At 46.3% G+C, this 22487-nt stretch carries 16 protein-coding genes; 3 read left to right on the top strand and 13 right to left on the bottom strand.

Translation table 11 applies throughout. The features are described 5' to 3' along the window. Positions 1-59: 59 nt before the first annotated feature. Positions 60-1241 carry a 3-phenylpropionate MFS transporter gene (locus OQJ75_RS14715; RefSeq protein ID WP_265973870.1) on the top strand — a complete coding sequence of 394 codons (1182 nt, stop codon included), beginning with the start codon at positions 60-62 and terminating at the stop codon, positions 1239-1241. A gap of 131 nt (positions 1242-1372) precedes the next feature. Beyond that, complete coding sequence (locus OQJ75_RS14710; protein ID WP_265973871.1) at positions 1373-4804, top strand: PAS domain-containing hybrid sensor histidine kinase/response regulator; 3432 nt, start codon at positions 1373-1375, stop codon at positions 4802-4804. Between the two features lie 107 nt (positions 4805-4911). Here the strand turns inward: OQJ75_RS14710 and OQJ75_RS14705 are convergent, their stop codons facing one another. The 4 genes from OQJ75_RS14705 to OQJ75_RS14690 form a co-directional block, all read right to left on the bottom strand. Further along, positions 4912-6297, bottom strand: coding sequence for a class II fumarate hydratase (locus OQJ75_RS14705; protein ID WP_265973872.1), 1386 nt, complete (start codon positions 6295-6297; stop codon positions 4912-4914). Between the two features lie 12 nt (positions 6298-6309). Beyond that, on the bottom strand, positions 6310-6696 hold the full coding sequence (locus OQJ75_RS14700) for a hypothetical protein (RefSeq protein ID WP_017630893.1): 387 nt from the start codon (positions 6694-6696) through the stop codon (positions 6310-6312). 202 nt (positions 6697-6898) lie between these two features. Beyond that, positions 6899-8602, bottom strand: a complete 1704-nt coding sequence (locus tag OQJ75_RS14695; protein ID WP_017630894.1) for a sodium:solute symporter family protein — start codon at positions 8600-8602, stop codon at positions 6899-6901. Positions 8603-8612: 10 nt separating this feature from the next. Beyond that, positions 8613-8879 (bottom strand): DUF4212 domain-containing protein, encoded by a 267-nt coding sequence (locus OQJ75_RS14690; protein WP_010435433.1) that lies wholly within the window; start codon positions 8877-8879, stop codon positions 8613-8615. Positions 8880-9305: 426 nt separating this feature from the next. On the opposite strand from OQJ75_RS14690, the gene OQJ75_RS14685 reads away from it, so the two are divergent. Then, a complete protein-coding gene (locus tag OQJ75_RS14685; protein ID WP_265973873.1) occupies positions 9306-11057 on the top strand; it encodes a potassium/proton antiporter in 1752 nt (583 codons plus the stop codon). On the opposite strand, the gene OQJ75_RS14680 is transcribed toward OQJ75_RS14685, so the two are convergent. The 9 genes from OQJ75_RS14680 to OQJ75_RS14640 all read right to left on the bottom strand — a co-directional run bounded on the left by OQJ75_RS14680 (position 11054) and on the right by OQJ75_RS14640 (position 22350). Further along, the gene (locus OQJ75_RS14680; RefSeq protein WP_065677170.1) at positions 11054-11683 is read right to left on the bottom strand and encodes a response regulator; all 630 of its coding nucleotides are present in this window, start codon (positions 11681-11683) and stop codon (positions 11054-11056) included. The genes OQJ75_RS14685 and OQJ75_RS14680 overlap by 4 nt on opposite strands. A gap of 211 nt (positions 11684-11894) precedes the next feature. After that, positions 11895-13742 carry a protein-disulfide reductase DsbD gene (locus tag OQJ75_RS14675; RefSeq protein WP_265973874.1) on the bottom strand — a complete coding sequence of 616 codons (1848 nt, stop codon included), beginning with the start codon at positions 13740-13742 and terminating at the stop codon, positions 11895-11897. 175 nt (positions 13743-13917) lie between these two features. Beyond that, positions 13918-14406, bottom strand: a complete 489-nt coding sequence (locus OQJ75_RS14670) for an arginine repressor (protein WP_017630898.1) — start codon at positions 14404-14406, stop codon at positions 13918-13920. A 326-nt stretch (positions 14407-14732) separates the two neighbouring features. Continuing rightward, positions 14733-15197: an aspartate carbamoyltransferase regulatory subunit gene (gene pyrI, locus OQJ75_RS14665; protein WP_017630899.1), complete on the bottom strand. Its 465-nt coding sequence runs from the start codon at positions 15195-15197 to the stop codon at positions 14733-14735. A 15-nt stretch (positions 15198-15212) separates the two neighbouring features. Continuing rightward, positions 15213-16142, bottom strand: coding sequence for an aspartate carbamoyltransferase (gene pyrB / locus OQJ75_RS14660; protein ID WP_017062721.1), 930 nt, complete (start codon positions 16140-16142; stop codon positions 15213-15215). Between the two features lie 497 nt (positions 16143-16639). Next, positions 16640-17650: an ornithine carbamoyltransferase gene (locus OQJ75_RS14655; protein WP_004729719.1), complete on the bottom strand. Its 1011-nt coding sequence runs from the start codon at positions 17648-17650 to the stop codon at positions 16640-16642. A gap of 210 nt (positions 17651-17860) precedes the next feature. Beyond that, the gene (arcC, locus tag OQJ75_RS14650) at positions 17861-18772 is read right to left on the bottom strand and encodes a carbamate kinase (RefSeq protein ID WP_076655802.1); all 912 of its coding nucleotides are present in this window, start codon (positions 18770-18772) and stop codon (positions 17861-17863) included. A gap of 71 nt (positions 18773-18843) precedes the next feature. Next, positions 18844-20067 (bottom strand): arginine deiminase, encoded by a 1224-nt coding sequence (gene arcA, locus OQJ75_RS14645; RefSeq protein ID WP_065104149.1) that lies wholly within the window; start codon positions 20065-20067, stop codon positions 18844-18846. Between the two features lie 834 nt (positions 20068-20901). Next, positions 20902-22350 carry a YfcC family protein gene (locus tag OQJ75_RS14640; protein ID WP_265973875.1) on the bottom strand — a complete coding sequence of 483 codons (1449 nt, stop codon included), beginning with the start codon at positions 22348-22350 and terminating at the stop codon, positions 20902-20904. Positions 22351-22487: the final 137 nt, after the last annotated feature.

Genomic DNA, 22487 nt, shown 5'->3' with positions numbered 1-22487 from the left:
TCCTATGCGACGTAGGCATAATTGGTGCTGCTTCTTTCTGCACATTTTATAGGTCGCCTATGTTTAGTCCTTCTCCCTATGGCTGGATCTCCCAGTACTTTCTTGGTTTCTTTTTTGCCTATGGTGTTTACTTGCCATTTTGGGCGCTGTGGTTTGAAGACCAAGGCGTTTCTGCGGGTGACATTGGTGTCTTAATTGGTATCGGCTTTGCGACGCGTTGTGTGGCAAACCTCGTGATTACGCCTCGTATCCATAAAGTTGAACACTTGATGCCGGCTCTGCGCTGGTTGAGTTTTGCGGCACTGCTATTTGTTGGCTTTCACTTTTTCACTGGCGGCAGCTTTATATTGATGCTGTTGGCAACGGTGCTATTTAACCTCTGTTATGGGCCGATCATTCCGCTCTCGGATGCGATGGCTAACCACTACAGTCGCCTTAATATGCTCGACTACGGACGCACTCGCTTGTGGGGTTCGATTGCCTTTATCGCAGGTTCGACAGTGGTGGGTTACTTAGTCGCGCAATTTGGCACGGACATGATCTTGTACACGGCGTTTGCTGGTGTGCTGGTGTCATTAGTGTTGGCGATGAGAAATCCGAACGTGATGCCGGTGACAAATTCTCAACAACAGGCGGTACGTCCTAAGCTGGGTGAACTGCTGCGAGAATCTTCTGTTGTGAAGTTCTTGGCCTTAATGGCGTTGTTGCAAGGTAGCCATGCCGCTTATTACAGCTTTAGTGCGATTTACTGGAAAGAAGCGGGCCACTCTGAAGCTATCATTGGTTACCTATGGAGCTTGGGTGTGGTTGCCGAAGTGGCGGTGTTTGCTCTGAGCAAGCGACTGTTCTCTGGGTTAACGTTACGTACTTTATTTGTCGTGGCGGCATTAGGTGTGATGGCTCGTTGGGGCATCACAGCATCAACTACCGCCATTGCGGCTCTGATTTTGGTGCAACTACTGCACGGTGTGACCTTCGCGATGGCACATATCGCTGCGATTCAATACATTCAGTCTGAAGAACAAAACAAGATGGTGGCATTACAAGCTCTGTACAACGCAATCCCGCTGGGCGCATTCATTGCTCTAATGACAACACTCAGTGGTTGGGGCTATGAGCTATGGGGTGCCAATATCTTCTGGGCGATGGCTGCGATGGGGGGACTGGCACTGTTCATCAAGCTTGATGAAAGAAGCTCTGTGATTGAAGTTAATCAACCAGAGTCAGAAGTTCATAGCTGATAACCAATCGTGATTATTAGAGTCTAAAGCACAGAATTTAAGCGATGCGATTGAGTTAATCCCACATCCTTAGTTAAATGAAACCTCTCCCTTATGGAGAGGTTTTTTTATGGATGAAGAAAGGGTTTTCAATGCAAGGATGGGTAGTAATTCCAGTCTCTTTAGCCTACTTGGGCGTGTTATTTCTGATCGCTTGGTATGGAGACAGACAGGTTCGTTGGCTATCGCGTTGGCGTCCGTGGATCTATAGCCTTTCGATTGCGGTGTATTGTACCTCTTGGACCTTCTATGGAACGGTGGGTCAGGCGAGCAATAACCCTTGGTCTTTTTTACCCATCTATCTCGCACCGATTTTGGTCTTCACTCTCGGCTGGCGGATCTTAGCGCGGCTGATCTTGATAGCGAAGCGTGAACACATTACCTCTATTGCCGACTTTATCGCGGCTCGCTACGGAAAATCCCAAGGCTTGGCGGTGGCTGTCACCGTGATTGCTGTGGTCGGTATTCTTCCTTATATCGCGTTGCAATTGCGTGGTATCACCATGGGGTTGGATATTGTTGCTCCGAGCCTAGCTCAAGATTTTGGCTATCAGGATTATCACGTCTCTTGGTTTGTGGTTGGCGCACTGGCCATCTTTACGATGTTGTTTGGTACTAGGCACATCGATAACACGGAACATCACCGTGGCATGATGATGGCGGTGGCATTTGAGTCCATCGTTAAGTTGGCGGCATTCCTGATTGTTGGTCTGTTCATCATGTACCTGGCGATGAGCAGCGACAAAATCGACTTGCTTGATGTGGCCGCTTCCACCTACGAATCACCGAATATTCCGACTCTAATCATACATACCGTTTTAACCATGTTGGCGATTGTCTGTTTGCCACGCCAATTCCATACCATGGTGGTTGAGAACGAACGCCCTCAAGATCTGCACACCGCTCGCTGGCTGTTTCCGCTTTACCTAATTTTAATGGGATTGTTCGTACTGCCAATTGCGTGGGCTGGTCAGGGATTATTGACCGGCATGCCAGCCGATACTTACGTGATCAGTGTGCCTATGGCAGAGGGGGCTAATCATATTGCTTTGTTGGCTTTCTTAGGTGGTACTTCTGCAGCGAGTGGCATGGTGATTGTCTCGACCATCGCCTTGGCTATCATGGTGTCGAACGATTTAGTGATGCCTTTGCTTCTGCGTCGTATGCGCTTAACTCAAAGAACCCATCGCCATTTTTCTGGTCTGTTACTCGTTATTCGTCGCGGGTTGATCCTGTTGCTTCTACTTGGCGCTTGGTTGTTCTATCAGGCGCTCGACACCATCCATTCCTTGTCGGCGATTGGCTTCCTTTCGTTTGCAGCGATTGCGCAATTTGCTCCAGCATTGATTGGCGGTTTGTACTGGCGTCCGGGTAACCGAAAGGGTGTCTATGTCGGCTTAATGGTCGGTTCGGTCATTTGGCTGATTACTCTGATGAGTCAAACCAGTATGTTGGCAGGCGATAGCGAAAGTAACCTTTTGCTGTGGATTATCACGCCGCCAGAGTTGCTCAGTAGCTGGAATATCAGCAGTTCTAACTGGGGCATTGTGCTGAGTATTGTGCTCAATACCTTGTGCTATGCAGTGGTTTCAATGTCGACAAGACCAAGCCTAAGTGAGCGCTTACAATCAGCGGCATTTGTTGGTACACCGTTGCCTGAGAATGAAAACATCAGCCTTTACCAGAACCGCGTGACGGTCGCTGAATTAGAGATGTTGGCGTCGCGTTTTGTCGGTCGAAAGCGAGCGAAAAGCGCCTTACACAGCTATTGGCAACAACACGGACAGCCGCTGCTTCCCAATCAACAAGCGCCTGCAAGTTTGATTCGACATGCAGAGCGCGTACTCGCGGGTGTGTTTGGTGCCTCTTCCGCTAAGTTAGTACTTACTTCTGCTTTACAAGGAAGAAACATGCAGCTTGAAGAGGTCGCGACCATCGTTGATGAAGCCTCTGAACTGTACGATTTTAGCCGTGGTTTACTGCAAGGTGCGATTGAACACATAGGCCAAGGCATTGCCGTAATAGACAAACAAATGAGGCTGGTGGCGTGGAATCAACGTTACTTAGAGTTGTTTGAATTCCCTGCGGGTTTGATTCAGGTTGGGCGACCTATCTCAGATGTGATTCGTCACAATGCCGAGCAAGGTTTGTGTGGTCCGGGTGACCCAGAAGATCATGTTCGACGTCGTGTTTATCACCTTGAGCAAGGTACGCGACACACCTCTTCACGTATTCGTCCTGATGGTCGAGTTATTGAGGTGCAAGGTAATCCGATGCCAAGTGGTGGCTTCGTAATGAGCTTTACTGACATCACGGTATTCAGACAAGCAGAGCAAGCGCTAAAAGATGCTAATGAAACCTTGGAATCGAGAGTTCACGAACGAACTCAAGAGCTCGAAAAGCTGAACCATCGCTTGGTCAAGGCGACACAAATCTCTGACCAAGAGTCTCAATCTAAGAGTCGTTTCTTGGCGGCAGTAAGCCACGATTTGATGCAGCCACTCAATGCCGCACGCTTGTTTGCTTCGTCACTTTCAGAGGTAGCAAAAGAGCAAGAGGTGAAACAGCTTTCGTCTCATATCGAGAGTGCGCTTGGTGCTGCTGAAGATTTGATTGGCGACTTACTGGATATCTCTCGACTGGAGTCTGGCAAGCTAGAAACCAACATTCACGCGATTGCTGTGCACGATGTGCTAACCAACTTAAATGCGGAATTTAGTGCCTTAGCGAGACAACAAAAAATTGAATTCAAGATGATCCCATCGTCATTGTTCATTCATTCTGACCCTAAGTTATTAAGGCGTGTGATTCAGAACTTTTTGACTAACGCTTTTCGCTATAACCCAGAAGGGAAAGTGGTACTCGGTGCGAGACGAGTCAATGGTCAGGTACGAATTGATGTGTGGGATAATGGAACCGGTATTGATGAAGACAAGCAACAAGAGATCTTCGAAGAGTTCACTCGTGGCAGCCAAGTGCGTGCTGACCAAGGCTTGGGGCTAGGGCTAGCTATCTCTAAAGGTATTGCTCACGTGCTTGGTCATCAAATTTCGATGCGTTCATGGCCGGGGCAAGGCAGTGTTTTCTCTATCACCTTAGCGAGAGCGCAGCAGGTGGCTCCGGTTGTGCAAGCTTCAGCGCCAATGGCGACCAGTGATATCGAACATCTCAAAATATTGTGTGTCGATAATGAGCGCGAGATTTTGGTCGGAATGGAGAACCTGATTGGACGTTGGGGTTGTGAGGTGAAGACCGCGGTTGATTTGGTTGAAAGCTTGAAGTGTCTCGATGACGACTGGCAGCCGGATGTGATCTTCTCTGATTATCGTCTCGATAATGGTCGAACGGGTCTAGAAGTGTTGCAACAGTGTCGCTTGCGCCTTGGAGATTCTTTTGAGGGTGTCATTATTAGTGCTGATAGAACCGATGACATGTTGGCAGCGATAAAGGCCAACAGCTTTAGCTTTATTGCCAAGCCAGTGAAACCGTTAAAACTCAGAGCGGTATTGAATCGAGTGAGCTAGCTTGAATTAACAGGTTCGGGCTTGCTAACGGATATTGAAAAGGCCTCGTATGAGGCCTTTTTTGTCTCTGCTATTTCAGCGAGTTTTAGCAAATGTTTGTCAGCTTGCTAACCTGCAATACCACCTTGAGTGAGCGCGGTTGGATCAAGCAGCTTGCTGAGTTCTTCTCGGCTGAGATCGGTTTCTCTTTCTGCAACATGAAGGATTGGCAAATCCTCTTTGTAGGCTTTCTTAGCAATATCGGCAGCCTTCAAGTAACCAATCACAGGGTTGAGTGCCGTCACTAGAATTGGGTTCTTTGAAAGTGCTAAATCAAGATTGTCTTGGCGCACCGTGAAGGTCGCAACCGCTTTATCTGCTAGTGCGACAGAGCTGTTAGCTAAAAGCTCGATACTTTCTAATACGTTATGAGCAATCACTGGCAGCATCACGTTTAGTTGGAAGTTGCCTGATTGGCCTGCGACAGTAATGGTGGTGTCGTTGCCAATTACTTGTGCTGCCGCCATTGCTGCGGCTTCTGGAATCACAGGGTTTACTTTGCCTGGCATGATAGAAGAACCTGGCTGTAGCGCCTGCAATTCAATTTCACCTAAGCCTGCCAATGGGCCAGAGTTCATCCAGCGAAGATCGTTTGAGATCTTCATGATCGCAACTGCTGCAGTTTTGAGCTGTCCCGAGAATGCAACGATCGCGTCTTGGCTGCTGAGATTAAAAAAGAAGTTCTCACTTGAGTTAAAACTGATCTTTGTCGATTGAGATAGGTTACTTGCAAACTTATCGGCAAAGCGTGGGTCGGCATTGATCCCGGTTCCGACCGCTGTACCACCTTGAGCGAGTGCTTTGATAGCAGGTAGGGTGCTTTCAATGGCTTGCTTAGCGTGTTCAATCTGGAATTTCCAACCACCGAGCTCTTGAGCAAAGGTAATTGGCATTGCATCCATTAGGTGAGTACGGCCTGTTTTCACTACCTCAGCCAGCTCTTGCTGTTTAACGGTAAGTGCTTCTGCAAGGTGAGTTAATGCAGGTAGCAGTTTGTTTTCAGCCATCAGAGCGACACTGACTTGAATTGCGGTTGGTACCACATCGTTACTGCTTTGGCCCATATTGACGTGATCATTCGGGTTTACGTCGCCTTGTAAGCTTCTTGAAGCGAGTGTTGCAATCACTTCATTGGCATTCATGTTGGAACTAGTACCAGAGCCTGTTTGGTAAACATCGATCGGGAATTGATCGAGATATTTACCATCGATGATCTCTTGGCTCGCTTCGGCAATCGCGTTGGCAATATCACCCTCTAATAAGCCTAACTGAGCGTTGGTGTCTGCGGCGGCCTGTTTAATGAATGCCAGTGCTTGAATGAAGCTGGTTGGCATCTTGTGTGAACTAAAAGCAAAGTTATCTGCAGCACGTTGAGTTTGTGCTTGATATAGCGCATCGGCAGGGACTTTCACTTCCCCCATGCTGTCTTTCTCAATTCGATATTGTAGGGTCATCTTCTATCCTTGTTAGCCAAGTGGGGCTTGGACTTGTTGTAGTGTTTGGCTGAGATTCAAAAAACGCGCTTGGCCTTGAGGCTGCTGGCAGTAGTGGCGTTTCAAATAAAATAGTGGCGAGTGAATAGAGTCTAGGCAGATATGTCGAAAGGCGAAACTGCGCTCAGGAGACTCAATCGCTTCAATCAAATGGAAGAAAACTTGGCGCAGGTACAGCTCGCACAACAAGATGTTTTCTTGGGCGGCGTGCTTTTCATAGTAAGCGGAAAGCGTCAGTGCGCACTCGATGTAGTCTCGAATCACAAACGGCTCATGGCCTTGAACTTGTTCTAATGAAGCAAAGCGATCCTGTGCTTTGTAAAACCTCGAATAGAGACCCTGCTGTTCTTTCATCATCATTTGCATCTCTTTAATGGATGTTAATGATAATTATTATCAAATGAGATTTTAAAAACAACCCTTTGTTTCTCTTTTTATAAAATGAAAAGGGAAAAGAAAAAGCCGATACGTAAAGTATCGGCTTTCTGAAATGCAGTACCTAATCCCTACAATGTAAGTACTGATTCATTTTTTGCTAAACATCTCTGTTTCGTAGTCGTGCTTAGTGGTCGTGAGCTTCACCTGCACCTTTGGGGTAACGGATGTTCTCAACCATGTCTTGTACATCTTGTGGTACTTCAGCAGTTACTTTGTTTACAGCAATCGATACTACGAAGTTTAGACACATACCTAGCGTACCGATGCCTTCTGGGCTGATACCAAACCACCAGTTTTCAGGTGTACTTGCTGCTGGGTTAATGAACTTGAAGTAGATGATGTAGCTTGCTGTGAAGGCAATACCTGACAACATACCTGCAATTGCGCCTTCCTTGTTCATCTTCTTGTAGAAGATACCTAGGATAATCGCAGGGAAGAAGGATGCTGCTGCTAAGCCGAAGGCAAACGCTACTACCTGTGCTACGAAGCCTGGTGGGTTAATACCCAAGTAACCTGCACCGACAATCGCTATCATGGCTGCCAAACGAGCGGCTAACAGCTCCTGCTTGTCGGTCATGTTTGGTCTGAAGCCTTTCTTCAATAAGTCATGTGAAATCGAAGTCGAGATTACCAATAGTAGACCTGCGGCAGTTGATAGTGCGGCTGCTAGGCCACCTGCTGCTAGTAGTGCTACAACCCAGTTTGGTAGTTTCGCTAGCTCTGGAGAAGCCAGTACGATGATGTCACGGTTAATCTTCATCTCGTTGCGCTCATCGCCCGAGTAGAACATTTTGCCATCGCCGTTCTTATCTTCCCAACCTACTAGACCAGTGCTTTCCCAGTTTTTGTACCAGCTTGGTGCGTCTGCTGCTGCGACACCTTGCATGTCAGGGCCGTTGATTGTTTCGATCATGTTTACACGAGCGAATGCTGCAACGCCTGGTGCTGTTGTGTATAGCAATGAGATGAACAGTAGAGCCCAACCCGCTGAGATACGAGCATCACGTACTTTTGGTACAGTGAAGAAACGAATGATTACGTGTGGAAGACCTGCAGTACCTACCATTAGAGCCGCACAGATGAAGAATACATCCACCATGCTCTTGTTACCTTCGGTGTAGGCGGTAAATCCGAGTTCTTCGGTGAGTCCATCCAGTTTATCAAGTAAGTAAACATCTGTGCCTGATAGCGTAGAGCCCATACCAACTTGTGGAAGTGGGTTACCTGTCATCATGATTGACGTAAAGATTGCTGGAACAAGGAAGGCGAAAATGAGGACACAGAATTGAGCTACCTGCGTATAAGTGATGCCTTTCATGCCACCAAGTACTGCGTAGAAGAACACAATACCCATACCAATGATGATACCTAGGTTGATGTCGACTTCTAGGAAACGAGAGAATACAACGCCTACACCACGCATCTGACCTGCAACGTACGTGAATGATACGAAGATTGCACAGAATACGGCTACCATACGTGCTGTTTTCGAGTAGTAACGCTCACCGATGAAATCAGGAACCGTAAACTGACCGAACTTACGTAGGTAAGGTGCTAAACATAGCGCAAGTAGTACGTAACCACCTGTCCAACCCATTAGGTAAACCGCACCGTCGTAACCAACGAATGAGATGATACCTGCCATTGAGATGAATGATGCTGCCGACATCCAGTCAGCGGCGGTCGCCATGCCGTTTGCTACTGGGTGTACACCACCACCAGCAACATAGAACTCACTGGTAGACCCTGCACGAGCCCAGATTGCGATGCCGATATATACCGCGAAAGTAATACCGACGAGAATAAACGTCCAAGTTTGAATATCCATGTTCTAGCCTCTAGTCTTCCTGTACGTTGTATTTTTTGTCGAGCGCATTCATGCGAACAACGTAAATAAATATCAGCGCCACGAAGGTGTATATCGAACCTTGTTGAGCGAACCAAAATCCTAGCTTGAACCCGCCAAACTGAACGGTATTGAGGGCATCTACAAATAAGATGCCAGCGCCGTAAGACACTGCAAACCAGACCGCGAGCAGTGTTCCCATAATTCCCAAGTTTTCCTTCCAGTAGGCTTGAGCATGTTCCGTAGATTCGAACGCCATTGCCTTCTCCTTTATTCCGTTTTCGTAGAAACCGTTTTGTGAAACCGTTTTTGTAAAATAGCGTGTTAACGTAATGTTACGATTTAGAATGTAGCAAGGATGAGTCAAGGGATCTGTGCAACTTTAGTCGGGATAGTATTGGCGCTAATGTACTGAAATATGGGAGTTGGAAGACAGAACCATAGTAAAATGTGATGTTACAAGGTTGTTAAATTAGCCAAAGGTCTAACAAAAGTGGATGAATTAGAGTGCGAGTCATAAAATTTAACAACTAAATGACTGAGAAACGGTATTTAGTCCTGCGTATGACACGAAGGGAAACATAAGTTTGTTATAGTAACTAAAGCACTTTCATCGACCGTGCCATGCTTAGCGCTAGAAGATCAACATGCTTATATCTTGAGTTTTATTCTTTGGGGGAACGAATTGGACGCAATAACTATTAACCACTTATTTTTAACTGGTGCGGTGCTCATCGCCATCAGTGTGCTTTTCTCACAAGTGTCCTCACGATTGGGCGTTCCGATTCTTTTGATCTTTTTGTTCGTTGGTATGTTGGCGGGTGAAGATGGTCCCGGTGGCATCAATTTCGATGATTATTCACTCACTTACTTGGTGAGTAACCTTGCACTTGCTGTGATCCTGCTTGATGGCGGTATGCGAACCAAGGTCGCGAGTTTTAAGGTTGCTTTTTGGCCGTCGCTCTCGCTAGCGACGATAGGTGTCGCCTGTACCGCGACTCTAACCGGTTTAATGGCGTCTTGGCTGTTCGACCTGTCATTGATGCAGGGTATCTTAGTCGGTGCGATTGTCGGTTCGACTGATGCTGCTGCGGTATTTTCTTTGTTGAAAGGACAGAGCCTCAATGAACGTGTTGGCTCAACTCTGGAGATCGAATCGGGTACCAACGACCCAATGGCGGTCTTCCTGACAGTGACTTTAATTGCGCTGCTGGGCACCCCAGATGCCGAGATGGGAATGAACTTCCTACTGAAAAGCTTCGCGATGCAGTTTGGTGTCGGCACGCTTATCGGGCTTGGTGGTGGTTGGGTTCTATGGAGTCTAATCAATCGAGTGCAGCTGGCTGATGGCCTGTATTCGATTCTGGTGCTCAGTGGCGGTGTAGCTCTGTTTGCCTTCTCTAACATGCTTGGCGGCAGCGGTATCTTATCGATTTACTTAGTGGGCTTGTTCATTGGTAATCGTCCGACACGTTCTCGACACTCTATTCTTAATGTCCTTGATGGCATGACGTGGTTAAGCCAAATCGTGATGTTCTTGGTATTGGGTTTACTGGTGACGCCATCGACGCTGATGGACATTGCTCTGCCTGCGCTAGCATTGGCTTTCGGTATGATTCTGTTTGCACGTCCACTGTCTGTTTGGTTGGGCTTGCTACCGTTTAGAAGCTTTACCACCAAGGAGCGCTGGTTTGTTTCTTGGGTTGGGTTACGTGGCGCGGTGCCGATCATTTTAGCTGTATTCCCGATGATGGCAGGCTTGCCCAATGCTCAGCTGTATTTCAATATCGCCTTCTTCGTGGTTATGGTTTCGCTGATTGTTCAAGGCGGTAGCTTAATGAAAGTCGCGAGACTGGCTCAAGTGACCTTACCACCGACGCCTACACCGATTTCTCGTACCGGTATGGAGATTTATCCGACCAGTGAGTGGGAGATGTTTGTTTACAAGCTGAAAGAAGAGAAGTGGTGTGTGGGCGAACCACTGAAGCGCTTGTCTATGCCTGAAGGAACGCGAATTACCGCACTGTTTAGAAAAGATGCTTTGCTCCACCCATCGGGCAGTACCGTATTAGAGGCGAACGATATTTTATGTGTGCTTGGTCAAGACAAAGATTTGGACAGCTTAAGTTCGTTGTTCAGTGAGGCGCCTCTAGCAGAAGAAGCTGCGCGTTTCTTTGGTGACTTCTTCCTCGATGTTGAGCTATCAGTTGCCGCAGTGAGTGATTGTTATGGTATTGAACTTGGCTCGGAAGAAGAGCGAGGAATGACGCTAAAACAATTGGTTGCTCAGGAGCTTGGCGCACACCCTGTATTGGGCGATAGCTTCGAGTGGCATGACATCACTTGGGTAGTTGCAGAGATAGATGACCATAAAGTCGTCAGGTTGGGTTTATGCTTACCTAAGACGACTTTAGAAGAGGATATCAGTGAAGCTTAATTGTGGACTTCTTGTAGCAAGATAACCGCTTGAGTACGATTTTTCACATCCAGTTTACGGAAGATGGCCGTCATATGTGCTTTGATGGTCGCTTCCGAAACATTCAATTCATACGCGATTTGCTTGTTAAGCAAGCCGTCAGAAAGCATCCCTAATACCTTGTACTGCTGAGGCGTCAGAGTAGAAAGCTTTTCTGCAAGGTCGCTACAGGCTGCATTATTGGTGATAAGTCCTTCAGGGAAGAACGGGTCGCCATTTAGTACTTGATTCAGAGCACTCACCAACTCACGCATATCACTCGACTTAGGAATAAAGCCAAACGCACCGTGGCTCTTCACTTGAGTGACCACGCTGGCATCTTCACTGGCAGAGACCACTACAATAGGGAGATCTGGGTATTCCGCGCGCAGTTGAATCAAGCCTGACATGCCATTGGCGCCCGGCATTTTAAGATCGAGCAACAATAGATCCGGCTCGTCTTCTTTCTTTAACAGAGTCAGTAAGGCATCGAGAGAATCGGCCTCAAGCAGGTTCGCACCGCTGATCGCCATATGAACTGACTGAAACAGGGCGTTGCGAAAGAGAGGGTGGTCATCAGCAATGATGATGGTATAGGTCGAGTCCATGACGTTCATACTTTTAACAATTTAGTTAATATTTATTATCATCCTGATTGAGTATGTGGACAATATCTATGCATGAAAAGTCTGAACCATATCGACTTTTATCCCTGTTCTTGGAAAGCGTTTCCTATAATCACAAAAAAGCCGCACTGCCATCTCGTTATGAGGAGCGGTGAGGCCTTTGTGAGTGCTTGTATTTAGACGAATGTCGTCGTTATAGCTGGTGGTCTTGCATGTGTTTTAAGAATACATCGGCAGGCATAAAACCAGTGACACGAGCATTTGGAACATGGTTACCCTCGCCATCCCAGAACTCAATCGTTGGCAAACCGAGCACTTGTAATTGTTTAAGCAGTTCAATGTCTTGAGGCATGTTCCTTGTCACGTCAGCCTGAAGCAGGACGAAATCAGAAAGCTTGTCCTCAACATCAGCTTGGTGGAAGGTATACTTCTCAAACTCTTTACATGCTACACACCAATCAGCGTAGAAATCGAGCATCACTGGCTTGCCGAGTTTCTTGGCTTCGATGAGCTGGATTTCGAGCTCTTCAACGGTGTTGATGCGTGCAAATTGGATATACTGTTGTTCTACCGTTACGCTCTTCTCGGCAAACCAATAGTTCAACGCAGGTTGCGCGGAAGCGAACAAGCCAAGCATCGCGATGATGCCTACCGCACTCTGCTTCCAGCCGCCGAATGGCAGAGCATTCTTACTGTGATATAGCCAACCGAAGGCGATGAAGCCAAGGCCAGACCAAAGTACCGTTGCCCATAACTCAGGGATAATACGCTCTAGCAGGAAGATAGGTGCTGCCAGCAAGATAAAGCCGAATACGATCTTAACCTTGTCCATCCAGCTGCCTGCTTTCGGTAGTAGCTTATTACCAAATACCGCCACCAAAATCAGTGGGATACCCATACCCATCGCCAATGCATACAGAGCGATTGCGCCGGTAAACAGGTCACCACTTTGAGCGACATACAGCAGCGCACCGGATAGTGGTGCTGTGGTACAAGGTGAACACACCAAGCCAGAGATAGCGCCCATCGCGAACACGCCCAAGGTATTGCCACCTTGCTGCTTGTTACTTTGGTTGTTGAGCCACGTTTGGATGCTGCTCGGCAGTTGCAGGTTATAAACGCCAAACATCGACATAGCTAACGCCACAAACAGAACGCTCAATGCAATTAACACGTAAGGATGCTGCATCGCCGCTTGGAACTGCATACCCGCAGAGGCAACCACTAAACCTAATAGGGTGTAGGTTAGTGCCATACCTTGCACGTAGATGAAGGACAACATCAGCGCACGACTTTGGCTGAGCTTGCCGCCACCTAACACGATACCCGTTAGAATTGGGTACATCGGCAGAACACACGGTGTAAAGGCTAAGCCAACACCAAGTGCTAAGAATAATAATGGCGTCCACCAACTGTCACCGAGCTTATCGGCTAGGCTCGCTTCTTTTGAAACGGGTGCAGTTGATTGTGGAGTGGTGTTAGTTGCAACGTCTGCTTTTGGAGAGGCTTGCTGTGTTGAAGCGTCGGCCTCATTGTTTGCAGCCGGTGACTCTGGCGACACTGCATTAGCTTGAGAGTCGCTCGAACCTGTAAATGGTTCAATATCGATGATTCTAGTCTCGGGTGGATAGCAGAAACCTGCGTCCGCACAGCCTTGATATTTAACAATCAGCTGTGAACCATCTTGGTAACTCTGTAGCGGAACTTGCACGAATAATGGCTGAGTATAAATGCTCACCTCACCAAAGAATTCATCTTGGTGTGGCTTGCCATCTTCCATTTCAACATTGCCGATCGCAAGATTTTGGCCAGTGAAAGAGAGGCTATGTTGATAGAGGTAGTAGCCTTCTTTTACTTGCCAGTCGAGAAGCATCTTGCCGTCTTGCTGGTAGTAATTGAAAGGGAAAGCTTGGTCTACAGGGACAAAACCGTTGTTATTGCCTCCGAAGCTTGGCTCGGCGTTGTCATTTCCAAAAAGCGCCCACGCAGGCTGGGTGAATAGGGAAATACAAACAAAAAGTAATGTGGCAAGTCGTCGCATACAATTTAGTCATCAAAATGGAGTTGAAGGTATCTTAACTCAATCAGACCGTAATAGTTTGTGATTAGTTTCATCGACCAGCAAATATCCGCTAGGGCGGGTGAGCCACCTTCATAGGTAGTCGAGAGAGAGTTAGCAGCGCAACTGCAGTGAACAGACCTTGCCAATAAGACATTTAGGCAACGCCCAAGCGTGCTTTGACCACTTGTTCGCAAGCATCAATGTTGGTCGTGTCTTTCGGGATGATTAACACGGTGTCGTTGCCGCCAACTGTGCCGATAATCTCGGTATGTGGGTCGATGTCGACCAATCGTGCGACTAACTGTGCACAACCTGGGTGGGTTTTTACTATCACCATCGCTTGGTTATGAGTAATTAATTCAATTTGCGATGAGATGGATGCATCGACACGAACCGGTGCGCTTTCAACAGTGATGCAGTACACCTTTTTGCCACAGGCGTTCTGGATTTTCACCACGCCAAGTTGTGACAAAATACGAGATACAGTCGATTGGCTAATACCGGTATAACCGATCTCAACCAGTTTCTCGCGCAGTTGATTTTGGGTCGAGAAGCTTTGTTGTTGTAGTAAGCGTTTGCACGCTGCAGTCAGTGTTTTATCTTCAGCTGAATACAAGCAACCGTGCTCAGTGATTTCGTTCATGAACAACTCCTTAAGGTCAAACTGTGGATATCGCTTGTCCATAGCGCCGAACGCACTCCCAAAGCCGTAGAGTACGATTATTAATAGGGCTTACCGATGAATCCCGAAGTAAAGAAGGGAGGGTATGCGAGATGTATGATCATCTATGCATTGAGTCTACCACTAAAGGATAGTTATCTTTTTGAAGGTGATCACCAAATAATATTCTGTTTTATTGCTTTTATTTTGGGATTATATTCTATGGCGAATGGATATTTATTCCGACTTGGGAATAAATATCCACATTGTTTAAATGGTTTTTGTTGCGAAGGTAATACCGCTAAGGGTTAGCGAATTTCATTCATGATCTCGCGAGAGAATACTTTTTCACAATAGTGACATTTTAGCTGCACTTTTTCCTGTTTTAGCTGCACTTTAAAGTGACTTTCGACAGGTTCACCGTGTGAAATACAGTTGCTATTTGGGCAAGAGAACACACTGTGGATTTGTTCTGGCAGCACAAGGGTTAGCTTGTTAACCACTTTATACTCTTCAATCTGATTCACCGTTGCCTGCGGAGCATAAAGAGCCAATTGGTTGGCTTGTTCCTTGGTCAGGAAGATGTTCTCAATCTTGATTAGGTCTTTATGGCCAAGTGCCGATGATGGCAGGTTTAATCCCATGGTGATTCGTTGTTCTGTCTTGTGCAGCTTAAACAGTTTAAGGATTTTGATACCAAGGTGCGCAGGGATGTGGTCAATCACGCTGCCGTTACGGATCGCTTCTACTTGTAGCTGAGTTTGTTTAACCATGACTGTATCTCCTGCTTATAAAGTGTCGTTTAGAACTAGGGCTAATAAAGCTTCACGTGCATACACACCGTTTTCAGCTTGTTCGAAGTAGTAAGCGTGTGGCGTTTTATCAACGTCGGTGGTGATTTCGTCGACGCGTGGCAGCGGGTGAAGGACCTTCATGTTTTGACGAGCGTCTTTCAATGTATCGGCGGTTAGGATGTAAGCCGATTTCATGTGTGCGTATTCCGACGCATCAAAGCGCTCTTTCTGTACGCGAGTCATGTACAAAACATCCAATTCCGGCACCACTTCTTCAATGCTGCTGTGAGTGCTGTATTGGATGCCCATCTCTTCTAATTCTTCACAGATGTAATCTGGCATCTCTAATACTTCTGGCGCGATAAAGAAGAAACGCACGTTATTGAACTTTGATAGTGCTTGCGTCAATGAGTGCACGGTACGGCCATATTTTAGGTCGCCGACGAATGCCACATTGAGGTTATCAAGCGTGCCCTGCGTTTCGTAAATCGAGAACAGATCCAGCAAGGTTTGCGTCGGGTGTTGGTTGGCACCATCGCCGCCATTTACCACCGGAACACCGTTAGAAAATTCAGAGGCCAAACGTGCTGCCCCTTCTTGTGGGTGACGCATGACAAAAGCATCGACGTAGGATGAAATCACCTGCACTGAATCGGCAAGTGTTTCGCCTTTCTTCGCCAGTGATGTGTTACCGCCATTATCAAAGCCGATGACCGTGCCACCAAGACGCTGAACAGCGGTTTCAAATGAAAGACGAGTTCGAGTTGAAGGCTCAAAGAAGCAGCTCGCAACGACTTTATTTTTCAGCAACTCTGGGTTTGGCTCGGCCTTGAGTCTTGCTGCTGTGTCGACGATAAGCTCCAGTTCATTACGAGTGAGCTCAGGTATGGAGATGATGTGCTTGTTAAATAACGAATGCGCCATAACGGGTCTTCCTTCTATGCATACAGTCAAATTGCGGACAAAAAAAAGCCCCCTAAAAATAGGAGGCTTCGAAACGATCAATAGAGCAAAATAAAAATGACACCAACGCCACTCTCGGACGTGTAGTTTGACAATCATGTGCGACAAAATTGCAGTTCATTTTTTGCTCTCTTAAGACAAATTGCGGAGGATTATACTCAGATAAAAACGCCATGCAATACTTTCTGTAAAGTATTCATTTAATGGATTTTCATGCGAAATAACGTCCGTTTTTAACTTCCATTTAAGCCTTTGTTGAAACTGAAAAACTTGTGTTTTTTGGGGCGAAAATCTCTTCAATCGAATGAAAAAAAATGCGGGCTTTATCCAAGGGTTAAACCCCAAGTATGCCACCCGCATTTCCCTGCTACTGCACTTAACTTGTCAATGTCTTGTGAACAAGTGAGTGCTTAACTATTTAGATTATTAGTTATCTAGATTCTCAGTTGTTTAGCTTATTAACTGCCTAATGTCGCAACCATTACTGCTTTGATGGTGTGCATGCGGTTTTCTGCTTCATCGAACACGATAGAGTATTCAGACTCAACTACTTCATCTGTTACTTCAACGCCGTCTTTTAGTTGTGGGTATTCAGCAGCAAGCTGTTTGCCAACAGTGGTGTCTTCACCGTGGAAAGCCGGTAGGCAGTGCATGAATTTCACATGTGGGTTGCCCGTCGCTTTGATCATGTCCATGTTGACTTGGTAAGGCATCATTAGGTTGATGCGCTCAGCCCATGCTTCTTTCGCTTCGCCCATTGATACCCAAACGTCGGTGTATAGGAAGTCACAACCTTGCACGCCTTCTTGAACATCTTCTGTTAGCGTGATCTTGCCGCCCGTGTGTTCTGCAATTTCACGACATTGAGCTAATAGCTCTTCTTGTGGCCAGAACTGTTTTGGAGCAACAAGGCGAATGTCCATGCCCATTTTCGCAGCGCCAACCATTAGAGAGTTACCCATGTTGTTGCGAGCATCACCTAGGTAAGCAAAGCTGATCTCATGTAGCTGTTTACCACGGCCGTATTCCGTCATAGTTAGGAAGTCAGCCAGGATTTGTGTTGGGTGGAATTCGTCAGTCAGACCATTCCATACTGGTACGCCAGCGTAAGCGCCTAGCTCTTCAACGATTTCTTGACCGAAGCCGCGGTATTCAATGCCATCGTACATACGGCCAAGAACGCGAGCTGTATCTTTCATTGATTCTTTGTGGCCAATTTGAGAGCCAGATGGGCCTAAGTAAGAAACGCGAGCACCTTGGTCGAATGCCGCTACTTCAAATGCGCAGCGAGTACGAGTGGAGGTTTTCTCAAAGATAAGCGCAATGTTTTTGCCAGTCAGTGTTGGCTGTTCGTAACCGTTGTACTTCGCTTTTTTTAGCTCCATAGAAAGATCTAACAAGTGTTGAATTTCGCGTGGAGTGAAATCTAGTAGTTTTAGGAAGTTACGATTGCGTAGGTTAAAAGCCATGATGTATTCCTTTTTAGATTTAGGCGCTTCCTTGTTACAGGGAAAGAAAATTCAAGAAAGCGCGATTCAATATTTAGTTAAATTTGTTCGGTTCTGTTTGTTCGTTTAATTCTGTTTTCGCAAGCTTTAAAAGCTCTCAAGGTTTCAGCTTCTTAAGCTTTAAGGTTCTCAAGCTTTAAGTTTTTCAAGATGATAAAGCTCGCTAGTGCGTTAATCTTTGGTGATATTGGTGCCCGCTTGGCCTTGCAGAATTTGCAAACCATCTTCGAGTGCGCCGATACCTACTACCTTGCCGCCTTGCTGAATGAATTCGCACGATGCTTCAATTTTTGGCCCCATTGAGCCTGCATCGAATTCGAACATTGCTAACTCGCTTGGCGTGGTACTGCGCAATGCGTGTTGAGTCGGCTTGCCCCAATCAAGGTATACAGCGTCCGCATCGGTCAGAATTAGCAGTGCATCTGCATCCAATTGTTTCGCCAAGAAAGCCGCTGACATGTCTTTGTCGATAACCGCCTCAACACCGACTAATTTGCCATTTTCTTTTTTCACTGGGATGCCACCACCGCCAGTACAAATCACAAGGTGACCCGCATCGATAAGCTGAGTGATCGCTTCGTGTTCAACAATGCCGGTAGGGCGCGGGCTTGGTACTACGCGACGGAAATGTTGGCCGTCAGGTTTTACGATCCAGTGGAATTTCTCTGCTAACTCACGCGCTTCTGCTTCTTCGTAGATCGGGCCAATCGGCTTGGTTGGGTCCGCGAATGCAGGATCGTTTGGATCGACTGTCATTTGGGTCAACATGCACGAGATGTTGCGATTAGGCAGATAGTTCTTGAACTCTTGCATCAGCATGTAGCCGATCATGCCTTGAGTTTCACTGCCCAATACATCCAGCGGATACGGGTTTACTTTTTTGTATTCCAAACCTTGCAAGGCAAGTAAGCCAACTTGTGGGCCATTACCGTGTACTAATACCACGTTGTACACTTTTGCGATTTCAGAGATGGTTTTAACCGCAGTTTCAATATTACGGCGTTGAACATCGGCTTCTAACGGCTCACCGCGACGAAGTAGGGCATTACCGCCGAGTGCAACAACAACAGTTTGCTTAGTCATAATTGTGTTCTCTCATTTTGGCCAAGCTGAGATTATTTAGATTATTCAACTTGGCCGTTTCGTCTTAGTGATTAGATACCATCACGCTCAATTGGGCAGCTCATGCAGCGTGCACCACCGCGACCGCGACCAAGTTCATCGCCTGGAATCGGAAGAACCGTAATGCCTGCTTTGTCGTATTTTTCGTTGGTGTAGGTATTGCCTTCGTAGCCAACCACAACACCTGGTTTAACAGTCAGCACGTTGTTCGCGTCGTTCCACTGTTCACGTTCTGCATGGAAGTTGTCACCACCAGTTGTGATTAGGTTTAGCTTGTCTACGCCAAGTGCTTTTTCGATAGCCGTTACGAAGTAGCCTTCTTCTTTCACTTTCACAGCGCCTGATTCATCGCCAGTTAGGTTCCAGCACTGCACATCCTTACTCACGACTTCAGGGTAAACAGAGAACGTATCTTCGTTCATGTGCGTCATAACGGTGTCTAAGTGCATGCAAGAGCGGTGTTTTGGTAGTTGCATTGCGATAACTTGTTTTGCTTGACCGTGTTTGAATAGGCTAGATGCTAAGTGCTCAACACCTTGTGCTGTTGTACGCTCAGACATACCGATAAGAACCGCGCCACGACCGAGTACAAGTACGTCACCACCTTCAATCGTTGAGTTGTCGTAGTTGATCTTTTCTTCATCGCCGAAGTATTTAATGAAGTCTTGGCCTGCGAATGTTGGGTGCCAACGGTAAATAGCGCGAACGTGGTTTGTTTCACGTTGACGAGCAGGTTTCGCCATTGGATTGATAGAGACACCACCGTATACCCAGCAAGAGGTGTCGCGAGTAAATAGGTGGTTTGGTAGAGGCTCGATAATGAAGTCGGTTGGTGCGTGCATGCCTTGCATCATTGAAGATGATTTCATTGGCATCTCAGCGTAAGACAAACCGCCTGTTAGAATTTTTGCTAGCTCTAGGTTTGGTAAGTCGCCCAAGTAGCAGCGCACATCATTGGCAAATGTTTTACCCAAACGGTAATCAGATACTTGGCAGCTTAGTAGCCAATCTTTCGCTTCTGGCACAGCTAATGTGTCGGCTAGCAAGTCAGTAAGAAGAAGAACTTCAACACCTTGATCACGTAGCGTTTGAGTAAATGCGTCATGCTCTTTACCTGCACGCTCAACAGCCAGTACGTCATCAAACAGCAAATCGTGACAGTTAGAGGGTGTTAGGTGAGTCAGTGCGCGTCTTGGGCGGTGAACTAGAACGCGGCGTAATTGACCTATTTCAGAACCTACATAGAACTTACTCATGATCGTCTCTCTCTTATATATTTGAATTACTTTTATCGCTAAGAGCAATTATTTATTTTCAGTTGAGAAGAATGAATTATTTTATTCATATCTCTTGTCTGGAATTAATATTACGCCTGCTAGTCAGGTATTCTTAGAGATCTATCACAAATCGTTTTTTATCCTGCAGCCCTTTAAAATCAAGGGTTTTAACAAACTTTATGCACTTTCAACTATTGTCAGTCCTTTCTAAATAGTTAACTCTTCGGGAATATTATGCATGCTTTTTTCATTCATCTAGCTAGAATCTAATTTATGAGGGATTATATGCAAAATAGTTTTATTGATAAGAATGAGCTTAGATTGGAAGTATGCAATGTTAGTATTTAGATATTTAATTTTGTACGTGGAATTAATTGTTTTTTAACAATTTAAATGCGAATAAAGCTATTGTGGTCACACTTTATAATTGGGTGTTTTAAGTCGGTTTTCTATAAAAATTACTACTATTTCTCCTTTGGTGAGTATGGAGTGAATTACTTAGAATATAATTAACGCTAATAAATGACTAAATATTTGTATAAATATAATAACGAAGAATAGTTGGCGTTTTATTAGCCTTAACCTTGATGTTTAAACGTTGGCTTACTCTTTGTCGCAAGTGATTTTTGCTCGTTTAAGCTTTGCTACTGAGATAGGTAATAGAGAGGCTTTAGATGAGGCGTGCGCAGCTCGTGAGGGTGTTTCGATGGAAGGGTCTTGTTGGTGAACGATAGTGACAAAAAAAGCCGCTAAGAAAGCGGCTTTGAACGAGAAGATGAAGCTTGTTATCTGAAGCTTGTTGGTTAGGGCTGTCTAGATAAGTGCACCAATACTCAGCACAATGATGCAGAACACCATCAAGATACCGATTAATGGCATTACCCATTTAACCCAGCGTACGTAAGGGACACGAGCTATCGCCAAACCACCCATTACTACCGCAGAGGTTGGTGTGATTAAGTTCACCAAGCCAGAAGCTGATTGGTAAGCGGTGATAACAAGGTCACGACCTACGCCTGCAAAGTCAGCCAGTGGTGCCATGATTGGCATAGTCAGTACCGCTAAACCAGAGGTCGAAGGTACCAAGAATGACAATAGAATCTCTAGGAAGAACATCACGTTAATAAAGACAACCGAAGATAGCCCGGTCACCATTTGTTCTGCAGAGAAGAGAATAGTGTCTGTGATCATACCGCGGTCCATCACCACCACAATACCACGTGCGATACCTATGATAAGCGCTACACCCAGTAGGTCTCGAGCACCGTCAATGAAGCTAGTGGTAAACTCTTCTTCGCTCATGCGAGACACAATACCAACGATGATAGTTGCTGCTAAGAACATCGCGGAGATTTCAGCCATCCACCATCCAGCAACGGATACGCCGTAAATCATCACAGCGAACGAGCCACCAAAAATGGTCAGAATCAGTTTGCGAGTCATGGTGAATTCAAGTTTTTCGCCGCTCGCATTACCTAAGAAGTGCGCTTTGTTCTCTTCGTACTTGTCGTACACAATCGATTTGCTTGGATCGGCTTGAACCATTCTTGCGTAACGCATAACGTAAGCGACACAAATACCCCAACCAACAATCAGCATACCGACACGCAGTACGATACCATCGGTAAATGGAATACCAGAGGCGTTGGCAGCGATCACGGTCGCGAATGGGTTAATGGTGGAACCTAACACCCCAATCCCTGCGCCAAGCAGTACCGTGGCAGCAGCAACTAAAGGGTCAAAGCGAGCGGCCATCATTACTGGTACTAGCAGCGTATAGAATGGCAGTGATTCTTCCGCCATGCCGTAGACGGTACCGCCAGCAGCAAACAGCGCCATCAGTATCGGTATCATCAACTCTTCTCGCCCTTCTAAGCGGGCGGTGACACGTTCGATACCGGCATCAATCGCGCCAGTTTTGGTTACTAGCCCTAAGAAGCCACCAATGATTAAGATGAACAGTGAAACGTCGATGGCCGCAGCTTCATAGCTATTGTGGTCGTAGAAACCGTCAATAGGCGCGAGCAGTACATCAATCACACCTTGAGGGTTACCTTCTACCGCTTGATAGGTTCCGGTTACGGGTACTTCTCGACCGAGTTCTTCGTTCATGGCTCGGTCGTATTGGCCTGCTGGAACAACCCAGGTAAGGAGCGCTACGAACGCAATAAGAATAAATAAAATTGTATAAGCAGAAGGGAATTTAAAATTGGCAAAGAAGCCGCCCTTTTTTGTCTCGCTTGGTATCGTTTGAGTTGTCATGGCTATCTCCTTACATCATCTTAAATAGAAGTGATGTGAATTAGCGACTAATGATTTATAGATTGTAAATACATTGACTATTATAAAGTGCCCAACGATAAAAAGTTGCTGACTTTAAATTAAGGTTATTTTTATAT

It is taken from the genome of Vibrio sp. 14G-20, from assembly GCF_026241515.1.
Taxonomy (GTDB): domain Bacteria; phylum Pseudomonadota; class Gammaproteobacteria; order Enterobacterales; family Vibrionaceae; genus Vibrio.
Note: the sequence above shows the minus strand (reverse complement) of the source record. Positions and strands in the feature narration are given on the sequence as shown.